General features: G+C 58.0%; 13 protein-coding genes and 1 pseudogene. 9 read left to right on the top strand and 5 right to left on the bottom strand.

All coding sequences use genetic code 11. From position 1 onward, the window contains the following. Positions 1-232: pseudogene (locus tag ACU680_RS17105) on the top strand (hypothetical protein); the annotation flags it as partial. A gap of 122 nt (positions 233-354) precedes the next feature. On the opposite strand, the gene tyrS reads toward ACU680_RS17105, so the two are convergent. Then, the gene (gene tyrS, locus ACU680_RS17100) at positions 355-1,554 is read right to left on the bottom strand and encodes a tyrosine--tRNA ligase (RefSeq protein WP_448180045.1); all 1,200 of its coding nucleotides are present in this window, start codon (positions 1,552-1,554) and stop codon (positions 355-357) included. 212 nt (positions 1,555-1,766) lie between these two features. On the opposite strand from tyrS, the gene ACU680_RS17095 reads away from it, so the two are divergent. Both ACU680_RS17095 and ACU680_RS17090 read left to right on the top strand, forming a co-directional pair. Beyond that, positions 1,767-3,191, top strand: coding sequence for a peptidoglycan DD-metalloendopeptidase family protein (locus tag ACU680_RS17095; protein ID WP_367085920.1), 1,425 nt, complete (start codon positions 1,767-1,769; stop codon positions 3,189-3,191). A 3-nt stretch (positions 3,192-3,194) separates the two neighbouring features. Then, entirely contained in the window at positions 3,195-4,286 is a 1,092-nt protein-coding gene (locus ACU680_RS17090; protein WP_367085921.1) for an anhydro-N-acetylmuramic acid kinase, read from the top strand. Positions 4,287-4,361: 75 nt separating this feature from the next. Here the strand turns inward: ACU680_RS17090 and erpA are convergent, their stop codons facing one another. Together erpA and argC are read right to left on the bottom strand one after the other, a co-directional pair. Continuing rightward, positions 4,362-4,712, bottom strand: coding sequence for an iron-sulfur cluster insertion protein ErpA (gene erpA / locus ACU680_RS17085; protein WP_003228776.1), 351 nt, complete (start codon positions 4,710-4,712; stop codon positions 4,362-4,364). A gap of 168 nt (positions 4,713-4,880) precedes the next feature. Next, on the bottom strand, positions 4,881-5,915 hold the full coding sequence (gene argC / locus ACU680_RS17080) for an N-acetyl-gamma-glutamyl-phosphate reductase (RefSeq protein ID WP_007966420.1): 1,035 nt from the start codon (positions 5,913-5,915) through the stop codon (positions 4,881-4,883). Between the two features lie 135 nt (positions 5,916-6,050). On the opposite strand from argC, the gene hemJ reads away from it, so the two are divergent. From hemJ to coq7, 6 genes are all read left to right on the top strand, one after another. Further along, complete coding sequence (gene hemJ, locus ACU680_RS17075; protein WP_367085923.1) at positions 6,051-6,479, top strand: protoporphyrinogen oxidase HemJ; 429 nt, start codon at positions 6,051-6,053, stop codon at positions 6,477-6,479. Positions 6,480-6,514: 35 nt separating this feature from the next. Next, positions 6,515-7,483 carry an NAD(P)H-dependent flavin oxidoreductase gene (locus ACU680_RS17070; RefSeq protein ID WP_448180044.1) on the top strand — a complete coding sequence of 323 codons (969 nt, stop codon included), beginning with the start codon at positions 6,515-6,517 and terminating at the stop codon, positions 7,481-7,483. A 79-nt stretch (positions 7,484-7,562) separates the two neighbouring features. Then, on the top strand, positions 7,563-8,510 hold the full coding sequence (locus tag ACU680_RS17065; protein ID WP_448180043.1) for a DUF805 domain-containing protein: 948 nt from the start codon (positions 7,563-7,565) through the stop codon (positions 8,508-8,510). Positions 8,511-8,571: 61 nt separating this feature from the next. After that, positions 8,572-9,360 carry an SDR family NAD(P)-dependent oxidoreductase gene (locus ACU680_RS17060; protein WP_367085927.1) on the top strand — a complete coding sequence of 263 codons (789 nt, stop codon included), beginning with the start codon at positions 8,572-8,574 and terminating at the stop codon, positions 9,358-9,360. A gap of 79 nt (positions 9,361-9,439) precedes the next feature. Next, positions 9,440-9,778 (top strand): histidine triad nucleotide-binding protein, encoded by a 339-nt coding sequence (locus ACU680_RS17055; protein ID WP_053124353.1) that lies wholly within the window; start codon positions 9,440-9,442, stop codon positions 9,776-9,778. Between the two features lie 200 nt (positions 9,779-9,978). Next, positions 9,979-10,626, top strand: a complete 648-nt coding sequence (gene coq7 / locus ACU680_RS17050; RefSeq protein WP_007966428.1) for a 2-polyprenyl-3-methyl-6-methoxy-1,4-benzoquinone monooxygenase — start codon at positions 9,979-9,981, stop codon at positions 10,624-10,626. Between the two features lie 111 nt (positions 10,627-10,737). Here the strand turns inward: coq7 and speD are convergent, their stop codons facing one another. Together speD and ACU680_RS17040 are read right to left on the bottom strand one after the other, a co-directional pair. Further along, complete coding sequence (gene speD / locus ACU680_RS17045) at positions 10,738-11,532, bottom strand: adenosylmethionine decarboxylase (protein ID WP_003228791.1); 795 nt, start codon at positions 11,530-11,532, stop codon at positions 10,738-10,740. A 237-nt stretch (positions 11,533-11,769) separates the two neighbouring features. Further along, on the bottom strand, positions 11,770-12,192 hold the full coding sequence (locus tag ACU680_RS17040; protein ID WP_003228794.1) for an OsmC family protein: 423 nt from the start codon (positions 12,190-12,192) through the stop codon (positions 11,770-11,772). Positions 12,193-12,318: the final 126 nt, after the last annotated feature.

Here is a 12,318-nt window from a genome sequence, read left to right as displayed (position 1 = left end):
TCTACAGCAGCCTCATTTGCTGTCAAGTGATTATTTTCAGAAGTTTTCGAAGATTTCTTCAACAACTTCAACCACTTGCGCTTCCGATCTCTCGTTAGCGGGAGGCGAATTCTACAGCGTTACACGCTGCTGTCAACACCTCTTTTTCTCCGCTTTCGACCGAGAAGACCGAACCGTCAAAAGAGCCAAACATCACTGCCCTTTCAACTCCTTCCAGGCCTCGATGAACTGAAGCAAGCCGCTGTCGAAAACCGCATAACTCATTGAATCTCAAGGAGTTTTCCGTTTCGACTGCGCCGGAAGTGGGGCGAATTATAGACTTCCTGAATCTGCCGTCAACCCTTATTTCAAACTTTATTCAGCTTTCAGCGTGATACGTGCAAATGCCTTCTTGCCCGCCTGGCAAACGTGAGTCGCGCCCAGTACATATATAAAGGAGCGATCAACCACCTCACCATCAACACGCACACCGCCAGAAGCCAACAGATCACGCGCCGCCGCCGAGTTCTTCACCAGGCCTGCCTTATTAAGGACGGCCGCAATTGGCATATCTTCAGCAGAGGCCAGTTCGATCTCCGGCAGATCATCCGGCAACTCACCATCCTTCATACGGTTACCCGCAGCGCGATGAGCATTGGCCGCAGCCTCCTCACCATGGAAGCGCGCAACAATCTCTTCCGCCAGCTTTATCTTGATGTCGCGCGGGTTAGCCCCTGCCTCTACATCTGCACGGAAGGCATTGATCTCATCCACCGAACGGAAGCTGAGCAGTTCAAAGTAACGCCACATCAACGCATCCGGGATCGAGACCAGCTTGCCGTACATCACACCTGGCGCCTCCTGGATGCCGACGTAGTTGCCCAACGACTTGGACATCTTCTTCACGCCATCCAGACCTTCGAGCAACGGCATGGTCAGAATGCACTGAGCCTCCTGACCATAACCGCGCTGCAGCTCACGCCCCATCAGCAAGTTGAACTTCTGATCGGTCCCACCCAACTCGACATCCGCGCGCAGAGCAACCGAGTCATAGCCCTGGACCAGCGGATAGAGGAACTCATGAATAGCGATCGGCTGATTAGTGGAGTAACGCTTGTCGAAGTCATCACGCTCAAGCATGCGTGCGACGGTGTACTGCGAAGTGAGACGAATGAAGTCCGCCGGCCCCATCTGATCCATCCAGGTGGAGTTGAACGCAACTTCGGTTTTAGCCGGATCAAGAATCTTGAACACTTGAGTCTTGTACGTCTCGGCGTTTTCCAGAACCTGCTCGCGAGTCAAAGGAGGACGAGTGGCACTCTTGCCGCTTGGATCACCGATCATCCCGGTGAAGTCGCCAATAAGGAAGATCACCTGATGCCCCAATTCCTGGAACTGACGCAGCTTATTAATAAGCACGGTATGACCCAAGTGCAGATCCGGGGCGGTTGGATCGAAACCAGCCTTGATACGCAGCGGCTGGCCGCGCTTGAGCTTCTCGATCAGCTCGGACTCGACCAATAGTTCTTCCGCACCACGTTTAATCAGCGCTAGCTGCTCTTCAACCGACTTCATAACAGACCCGCAAGGCTCAGATTCAAAGGGAACCAACCATACAAGATCGTGCACCAATTACAAGTTTTGCCCGGCGCACGGACACCAATCTGCAGACAGGGTGTCTGTAGACTTGCTTCGGGGATGATTTGGTTATATTTTATACAGTTATTTCATCTTCATCATGTCATTCATCTTTTCCAATTCATCTTTTTTCAAAGTCAAAATTACTTATGACCACTGAACCGTCTAAAGCGCCACCGCTTTACCCGAAGACCCACCTGCTCGCCGCAAGTGGAATCGCCGCCCTTCTCAGCCTGGCGCTCCTGGTATTTCCTTCCAGTGATGTTGAAGCCAAAAAGACAACCCTGAGCCTTGAACTGGAAAGTCCTGCTGAACAACTGACACAAGATCAAGACGCTGCTGACGCGGTTCAAGCCACAAATGAGCCAGCAACCTCACCTTTCGCCCAGATCGAAAACAGCACCGAAGACACTCCGAAAACAGCAGAAGCCGCACCTGCACCCGCTCCGGTTGCCGAAAAGGCGAAAGCCCCGGGACACCGCGAAGTCATCGTATCCAAGGGCGATACGCTCTCTACATTGTTCGAGAAAGTCGGTCTGCCAGCCGCTGCCGTACACGAAGTCCTGGCCAGCGACAAACAGGCCAAACAGTTCAGCCAGCTCAAGCACGGCCAGAAACTCGAGTTCGAACTGAACCCGGAAGGTCAACTGACCAGCCTGCACAGCAAAGTCAGCGACGTCGAAACCATTACCCTGACCAAGAACGACAAGGGCTATGCGTTCAACCGCGTCACCGCAAAACCTACCGTTCGCACGGCTTACGTGCACGGCGTGATCAATAGCTCTCTGTCACAATCCGCTGCCCGCGCAGGCCTGTCCCATAGCCTGACCATGGATATGGCCAGCGTCTTCGGCTACGACGTCGACTTCGCTCAGGACATCCGCCAAGGTGACGAATTCGACGTGATCTACGAGCAGAAAGTGGTCAACGGCAAGGCCGTCGGCACTGGCCCGATTCTGTCTGCGCGTTTCACCAACCGCGGCAAGACCTACACCGCCGTGCGTTACACCAATAAACAAGGCAACAGCAGCTATTACACCGCTGATGGCAACAGTATGCGCAAGGCGTTCATCCGTACCCCGGTGGACTTCGCCCGCATCAGTTCCAAATTCTCCATGGGCCGCAAACATCCGATCCTCAACAAGATCCGCGCCCACAAAGGTGTCGATTACGCAGCCCCACGCGGTACACCCATCAAGGCTGCCGGCGACGGTAAAGTGCTGCTGGCCGGGCGCCGCGGTGGCTACGGCAATACGGTGATCATCCAGCACGGCAACACCTACCGCACGCTGTATGGCCACATGCAAGGCTTTGCCAAAGGCGTTAAAACCGGCGGCAGCGTCAAGCAGGGCCAAGTGATCGGCTACATTGGTACTACCGGCCTGTCCACTGGACCGCACTTGCACTATGAGTTCCAGGTCAATGGCGTTCACGTCGACCCACTGGGCCAGAAGCTGCCGATGGCGGATCCGATCGCCAAGTCCGAGCGTGCACGCTTCCTTGCGCAAAGCCAGCCATTGATGGCGCGCATGGACCAGGAAAAGGCCACCATGCTGGCTTCGAGCAAGCGCTAAGCCATGGCTCTGTATATCGGCGTGATGTCCGGCACCAGTCTCGATGGGCTGGACATCGCCCTGATCGAGCAGACCTCGGCGATCAAATTGATCGCCACGCATTACATCCCCATGCCTGATTCCCTGCGCGCCGAGCTGCTTGGCTTGTGCGCCAGCGGCCCCGACGAGATCGCCCGCTCGGCAATCGCCCAGCAGCACTGGGTCAAACTCGCCGCACAAGGTATCCATAACCTCCTCGATCAGCAGAAACTGAAGCCTGAAGCCATTCGTGCCATCGGCAGCCATGGCCAGACCATTCGCCATGAACCCGCTCGCGGCTTCACCGTGCAGATCGGCAATCCTGCACTGCTGACAGAGCTGACCGGCATTACCGTGGTCAGCGACTTCCGCAGCCGCGATGTAGCTGCCGGCGGCCAGGGCGCCCCACTGGTGCCAGCCTTCCATGAGGCTTTGTTCGAAGAGCGTCGCGGTAACCGTGCAGTGTTGAATGTCGGCGGTTTCAGCAATCTGAGTCTGATAGAACCGACCAGGCCTGTAGCCGGTTTCGACTGCGGCCCCGGGAATGTGCTGATGGATGCCTGGATACATCGGCAACGCGGCGAGAACTTTGATCGCAACGGCCAGTGGGCAGCCACCGGCACAGTCGAACCAGCCTTGCTGAACGCCTTGCTCAGTGATCCGTTCTTCGTGACCAAAGGCCCGAAGAGCACTGGCCGGGAAGTGTTCAACCTGCCGTGGCTGGAACAACACCTAGCAAAATTGCCGACCTTTGCTAGTGAAAACGTTCAGGCAACACTGCTCGAACTGACAGCACTGACCATCGTCGAGTCGCTGCAAAGCGCTCAATCCGATACCCGGGAAATGCTGGTCTGCGGCGGCGGCGCTCATAACGCCACGCTGATGAAGCGTCTTGCCGACCTGCTGCCGAACGCTACCGTCGCCAGCAGCGCCACTCACGGTGTCGATCCGGACTGGGTCGAGGCAATGGCCTTCGCCTGGCTGGCCCATTGCTGCCTCGAAGGCATTGCCGCCAATCGCCCGAGCGTCACCGGCGCCAAAGGCCTGCGGGTACTCGGCGCCATCTACCCCAACTGAACAAAAGACAGGCAACAAAAAACGCCGCAGAACCGTAAGGCTCTGCGGCGTTTTATTGTGTGCAGCGAGGTGCGATCAGATCGAGAACGAAGAGCCGCAACCACAAGTAGTGGTGGCGTTCGGGTTCTTGATCACGAAGCGCGACCCTTCCAGACCTTCCTGGTAGTCGACTTCGGCACCGGCCAGGTACTGGAAGCTCATCGGATCGACCACCAGGCTCACGCCTTCGCGCTCGACGATGGTGTCATCCTCGGCCACATCTTCATCGAAAGTGAAGCCGTACTGAAACCCTGAACAACCGCCGCCCGTAACGAATACGCGCAGCTTCAAGCGATCATTCCCCTCTTCATCGACCAGGCTCTTCACCTTGTGCGCAGCACCTTGAGTGAATTGCAAAGCCGTGGGGGTGAAGGATTCGACGCTCATGCTGACTATCTCCCGGCGTTACGCCGCCATAATGCGTGATGACGCGCATTATCCGCTTGTCCTAGAAAATCGGTCAACTATTGTTACGGTATATCAATAAACCCGACCAACTGCCCAGAATGCAAAAAGGCCCGTTTGACGGGCCTTTTTGCTGTGTTGCCGAAAGTGTTACGGCAGCATACCGGCGTGGGACAGACCGAAGCGCTCATCCAGGCCGAACAGAATGTTCATGTTCTGCACCGCCTGACCCGACGCGCCTTTGACCAGGTTGTCGATCACCGACAGCACCACCACCAGATCACCATCCTGCGGACGGTGAACAGCGATGCGGCAGACGTTGGCGCCACGTACGCTGCGAGTTTCCGGATGGCTGCCGGCCGGCATCACATCGACGAACGGCTCGTTGGCATAGCGCTTTTCGAACAGTGCCTGCAGATCCACCGAACGATCGACCACGGTCGCATAGAGCGTGGAGTGAATGCCACGGATCATCGGGGTCAGGTGCGGGACGAAGGTCAGACCGACGTCCTTACCCGCGGCACGACGCAGGCCCTGGCGAATTTCCGGCAGATGACGGTGACCTTTCACCGCGTAAGCCTTCATGCTTTCCGACGTCTCGGAGTACAGCGAGCCTACAGAAGCACCGCGCCCGGCACCGCTGACGCCGGATTTGCAGTCGGCGATCAGGCGTGATGTGTCAGCCAGACCCGCTTCAAGCAGCGGCAGGAAACCCAATTGTGTGGCGGTTGGATAGCAACCCGGCACAGCGATCAGACGAGCCTTCTTGATCTGCTCGCGATTGACTTCCGGCAGGCCGTAGACCGCTTCGTCCAGCAACGCCGGCGCACCGTGCGGCTGGCCGTACCATTTGGCCCATTCTTCCGCGTCCTGCAGACGGAAGTCCGCGGACAGGTCGATGACCTTGGTGCCCGCCGCCAGCAATTCACCGGCCAACGCATGGGCAACGCCGTGCGGGGTGGCGAAGAACACCACATCGCAAGCGCCCAGGGTTTTGATGTCCGGTACGCTGAACGCCAGACCGTCGTAGTGACCGCGCAGGTTCGGGTACATGTCAGCCACGGCCAGACCGGCCTCGGATCGGGAAGTGATCACCACCACTTCTGCCTGCGGATGCTGTGCCAACAGACGCAGCAGTTCGACACCGGTGTAACCCGTGCCGCCGACGATACCGACCTTGACCATAAACCTGCCCTCAACGAACCCACTGGAAAGCCGTCGATAATAGGGGCCGCGCGCCCCTGCGACAACCATCAAGGTGACGTGCGGACGCTCAAGCCTCTACTATCCCGGCTACCGTGAACCTGGGAATAACCAAAAATGCTCTATCTATGGATCAAAGCCTTTCACATCGTCAGCGTCGTGTGCTGGTTTGCCGGGCTGTTCTACCTGCCGCGGCTGTTCGTTTATCACGCACAAAGTGAAGACACGCTCAGCAAGGAGCGCTTCAGCGTCATGGAGCGCAAGCTGTATCGCGGCATCATGGGCCCGGCGATGATCGCCACGCTGATTTTCGGCGGCTGGCTGATCTACCTCAACCCGGGCATCTTCAGCATGGGCGGCTGGATTCACGCCAAGCTGACGCTGGTGGTCCTGCTGATCGGCTACCACCACATGTGCGGCGCGCAGGTAAAACGCTTCGCCCGTGGCGAGAACACCCGCAGCCATGTCTTTTATCGCTGGTTCAATGAAGTGCCGGTTCTGCTATTGCTGGCTATCGTAATTCTGGTCGTGGTCAAGCCGTTCTAATTTCATAACAGGCATCACACCTCGGGGGATTTCCAATGTCGCTGCCCGCTTTGCTCGAACAACGTCTGCGTCTGCCCGTGGTAGCGGCGCCGATGTTCCTGATTTCCAACCCGGAGCTGGTGCTCGCCTGCTGCCGTAACGGCGTGGTTGGCAGCTTCCCGGCGCTGAACCAGCGCGAAAGCAGCGGCTTCAAGGCCTGGCTGGAGCAGATTGAAGCGGGCCTGGCGACACTGGACAGCCCGGCGCCGTATGCAGTGAACTTGATCGTGCACAACAGCAACCCGCGTCTGCAGGCTGATCTGAACATCTGCGTCGAACACAAGGTGCCAATTGTCATCACCAGCCTCGGCGCGGTGAAGGAGCTGGTTGATGCCGTGCACAGCTACGGCGGCCTGGTGTTCCACGACGTGACCACCCGCAGGCATGCCGAGAAAGCCGCCGAAGCCGGAGTCGACGGTTTGATCGCGGTTGCGGCCGGCGCCGGCGGCCATGCCGGCACCTGGAGCCCGTTTGCGCTGATTGCCGAAATCCGCGAGTTCTTCGATAAAACCCTGTTGCTTGCCGGATGTCTTAACCACGGCCATGAGATTCTGGCTGCACAACTGCTCGGCGCGGATCTGGCCTACTTCGGCACGCGATTTATCGGCACCACCGAAAGTCATGCGCCTGACGCCTACAAGGAGATGCTGCTGACGGCCAAGGCGGCGGACATCATCCATACTCCTGCAGTCTCTGGTGTACCGGCCAGCTTCATGCGTCAAAGCCTGGAGGCGGCGGGTTTCGACATGGCCGCGCTGCAAGGCAAGGGCGAGGTCAATTTCGGCGACAAGCTCAAACCGATCAACGACGAAGCCAAGGCCTGGAAGACCGTGTGGTCGGCCGGCCAAGGCGTAGGGCAAATTGACGATCTGCCGAGCGTGGACCAGTTGATCGCCCGGCTCGACGCGGAATATCGTCAGGCGCTGGAACGCGCGGCGCAGTTGCCAAAACGCTGGCCACGCTGAGAAAAATCAGGCCAGTCATCGACGGACTGGCCTTACACTTGCTGACCTTCAATTCATTCGCGACAAGGATGCCTCGGCCATGAGCGAACCTCGCTACAAGATCGTTTTCGACGGTGCTCTACAGCCCGGTGTCGATCTCACCACCGCCAAGCTCAATCTGGCGGCCCTGTTCAAAAGCGATGTTGTCGCCATCGAGCGCCTGTTCAACGGCAGCACCGTCGCCCTCAAACGCGACCTGACCCACAGCGATGCGCAGACTTATCTGCAGGCACTGAGCAAAACCGGCATCGACGCACGGATCGAAAGCGAGACGGCGATCGAACTGAGTCTGTCGGACGTGCATGAACAACCGGCGACCTTCAACGACCCCGCCTCACCTTACGCGCCCCCTCGGACCAACGTTGGCGAGAACCTGCCAGCATTCGCTGCCCTCAAGCCCTTCAGCGTCGAAGGCCGGATCGGTCGCCTGCGCTTTCTGGCCTGGACCATGGTGCTGAGTCTGGTGACTTTGCCAATCGTGGCGATATTCGCATTTATCGGTCTGGGACTGGTCAGCGGCGACACCACTACCGGCCTGATCATCGGTGGGATATTCGCGTTCTTCCTGTTCCTCGGCTTCATCATTGTCAGCATTCTGTTCAGCGTGCAGCGCCTGCACGACATCGGCTGGTCCGGCTGGCTCTGGCTGCTGAACCTGGTACCGTTCGTGGGCAGCTTCTTCCCGCTGGTGATCATGGTCGTGCCGGGCAACACCGGCACCAACCGTTACGGCCCGCCACCGCCACCCAACAGTACGGCGGTCAAAGTGCTGTGTTCGCTCTGGATCGTGTTCTGCGCCCTGGTGTTTGCCGGCGGCATGCTCGGCGGTATTTCAGCCATTCAGCAAGAATATGAAACCAACCTCGAAAGCAGCTATGAAAGCGGCTCGGTCACCACCGATGAAGTCGAGGTCGAGACTGAACCGGCGAATTCCGTGGACGATGCAGCCGAAGCGCCCCCGGCCCCTGTAGACTCTGCGAAAGAATGAACAACGCTCCCCGCCGTGACACCTGCGTCGCTGGCGCGGGGCTGTTGCGATGGAGAATTGCATGACCCGTTACGCTCTGATCACCGGCGCCTCCAGTGGCATCGGCCTGGCCATGGCCGAAGCTCTGGCCCGCCGCGGCCGCAGCCTGATTCTGGTGGCCCGACAGCGTGATCAGCTGGAAAGCATCGCGATCGAACTGACCCAGCGCTTTGGCGTGGAAGTCCTGTTTCGTGCCTGCGACCTTGGTGAGCCTTTGCGCCTGTCCGGCTTTTTGCTGGAACTGGAAGAAGGCGACCGGCAGATTGATCTGCTGGTCAATTGCGCCGGCATCGGCACCTGCGGGCCGTTCCTGGCCCAGGACTGGATGACTGAGCAGGACCTGATCGAAGTCAACATCCTCGCCCTCACCCGCCTGTGCCACGCCATTGGCAACAGCATGGCGCTGCAGGGCGGCGGGCAGATTCTCAATGTCGCCTCGATGGCAGCGTTCAATCCCGGCCCGTGGATGAGTACCTACTACGCCAGCAAGGCGTATGTGTTGCACTTTTCCGAAGCGCTGCGGGTTGAGCTGAAACAGAGCGCGGTCAAGGTCTCGGTGCTCTGCCCCGGTCCCACCCGTACCGCGTTCTTCCGCACCGCACAGCTCAACAGCGACAAACTCAAGGACAGCAAACTGCTGATGAGTCCCGAGGAAGTCGCGCTGTACACCGTACGTGCGCTGGAGAAAAACCGCGCCATCATCATTCCGGGACGGCGCAACCGCTGGCTGGCCTTCCTGCCGCGTCTCGGCTCACGCTGGCTCAATCGCACCATCGTCGGCATGCTCAACAAGGCTTACTGCCCGCGCTGAACTGTCTACGGCAAAACACTGGGCGGGGTCATTCCTCATGAGTACACTCAGGCCAGCCCCCACAACGGAGAAAACAGCAGTGGATACTCTGTTCACCAAGATCATCAACCGGGAGATTCCGGCCAAGATCATCTACGAGGACGACCAGGTTCTGGCGTTCCACGACATCGCCCCTCAGGCTCCGGTGCACTTTCTGGTGATCCCGAAGAAACCGGTGCGCACCCTCAACGACCTGACCGAAGACGACAAGGCACTGGCCGGGCACATCCTGTTCACCGCCCAGCGCCTGGCGCTGGAACTGGGTTGCGAGGACGGCTTCCGGGTGGTGATGAACTGCAATGAAAAAGGTGGGCAGACCGTCTATCACATTCATATGCACGTACTGGGTCAGCGTCAGATGAACTGGCCGCCGGGCTGATTCACCGCAAACCCGTACAGGAGCTCCCGAAGGCTGCGATCTTTTGATCTTCGAGTATCAAAAACAAGATCAAAAGATCGCAGCCTTCGGCAGCTCCTGCATAAAGCAAAAAGCACATCCAGTGCGACTGATGACCCAGCGCAAACCTTCCCCGGCCGATTCGGTTAAACTGGCCGTCGAGATTTTTCCCGGAGGTCAGCATGACTACCCAACGTCACTACTCGCCGATTGACCGTCTTCTGCTGCAAGCCGATGCCGCGATGCGCACCCTGCTGCCCTTCAGCGGCCAGCCATACCGTCCGTCACCCGCCATCGTCCAGCCGGAAGTGCAGATGAGCGACGAAGACACCCGCCATGTCGCCGGCCTGATGCGCATCAACCACACCGGCGAGGTCTGCGCCCAGGCGCTGTATCAGGGCCAGGCGCTGACCGCCAAGTTGCCGCAGGTTCGTGCTGCCATGGAGCATGCCGCCGAAGAAGAAATCGATCATCTGGTGTGGTGCGAGCAGCGCATCCATCAGCTGGGCAGTCACACCAGCGTGCTCAATCCGCTGTTTTATGGAATGTCGTTCGGCATCGGCGCTGTGGCCGGTCTGATCAGCGACAAGGTCAGCCTCGGTTTCGTCGCGGCCACCGAGCATCAGGTGTGCAAGCACTTGAACGAACACCTTGAGCAATTGCCGGCCGAGGACGAAAAGTCCCGGGCAATTCTGGAACAGATGCGCATTGATGAAGAACATCATGCGGAAAGTGCACTGGATGCGGGTGGTTTCCGTTTTCCGGCGCCGGTGAAGTTCGGGATGAGTCTGTTGGCGAAGGTGATGACCAAGAGTACTTATCGGATCTGAGATCGGTATTGCTGCTGAAGGCCCCTTCGCGAGCAGGCTCGCTCCTACAGAGGTCATGCGGCAGGCATTAAAAAAGGCGACCGAAGTCGCCTTTTTTTGTGCCCGGGAATCTTACGTCGGCATGTTGCGTGCGTAGAAGATTTCCAGCATTTCGTGTTTCACCCGCTCGGTCACCTGAGCACGCTGCTCGGAGGACAGATTGCTGGTGGCGTCGCCGAACAGGTAGTTGTCCAGTTCGAAGTTCTTCAGCAGCATTTTGGTGTGGAACAGGTTTTCCTGGTACACGTTCACGTCGGTCATCTGATACGCGTCGCGAGTGTCTTCGGAAAGGTAGTTCTGGATCGAATTGATCTCGTGGTCGATGAAATGCTTGTTGCCTTCAACGTCACGGGTGAAGCCGCGCACACGGTAATCCACAGTCACGATGTCCGAATCGAACTGGTGAATGAGGAAGTTGAGCGCTTTCAGCGGTGAAATGACACCACAGGTCGACACGTCGATGTCCACACGGAACGTCGCAATACCGGCGTCCGGATGGATTTCCGGATAGGTATGCACCGTGATGTGGCTCTTGTCGAGGTGGGCAAGGATGATTTCGGGCAATGGACCCGGGGACTCTTCGATCTGGCTGTCAGTCGGGGTCACCGGCTCTTCCGAGATCAGAATCGTGACGCTGGCACCCTGAGGCTCATAGTTCTGACTGGCAATGTTCAGAATGTTGGCACCAATGATTTCGACAACTTCCGTGAGGATCTGCGTCAGGCGTTCGGCGTTGTACTCTTGATTGATGTACTCGACGTAAGCCTGCTGGTCTTGCGGGGTTTCCGCGTAGCAGATGTCATAGATGTTGAAGCTCAAGGTCTTTGTCAGGTTATTGAACCCGTGGAGCTTGAGTTTGCTTTTCACCGTTAAAAACTCTCTATGTATGCGGCGCAGCCGCGTGATCAAGCATGCCCGTCAAGTGCGAACAACGCACCTGCGTAGGACGGTTAACACCTCTTCGCGATGGCGATTTTGGTTATCTGTTCAGGCGGATGACCCGTCGGCTGACCGATCACTGCCCTGAAAAAAGTGGCGCATTATGCAGACGTCAGCGAGGGATCGCCAGAGTCTGCACTGCTTTTATGATAGTTGAATGTCGGTTCAACCGAGTTCGACGATTTCATAATCGTGAGTGATCGCCACGCCGGCCGCGCCGAGCATGATCGAGGCCGAGCAATACTTCTCGGCAGACAGTTCGATGGCGCGCTTGACCTGGGCTTCTTTCAGGCCCCGGCCCTTGACCACGAAGTGCATGTGGATCTTGGTGAACACCTTCGGATCTTCGGTCGCGCGCTCAGCTTCGAGGAACGCTTCGCAGCTTTCAACCGCCTGACGCGACTTCTTCAGGATGCTGACCACGTCGAAGTTGCTGCAACCGCCAACGCCCAGCAGGAGCATTTCCATCGGGCGAACACCCAGATTACGACCACCGGCGTCCGGCGGACCGTCCATGACCACAACATGACCGCTGCCGGACTCGCCGAGGAACATGGCTTCGCCAGCCCATTGGATGCGTGCCTTCATCGCCAAGACTCCACTGTAAAAAAAGGGTCGCCAGCTTAGCACAGGCCCCTGCTCTGACAGCGCCCGGCGTTCATAGGACGGATGTCTCTGCTGCGTAGGTAATTTCTCGAATTTTCGACGAAGTGT

The sequence above is a fragment of the Pseudomonas sp. LF020 genome (genome assembly GCF_053456425.1).
The sequence above is the reverse complement of the archived record's forward strand: the minus strand, read 5'-3'. Positions and strand labels throughout refer to the sequence as shown.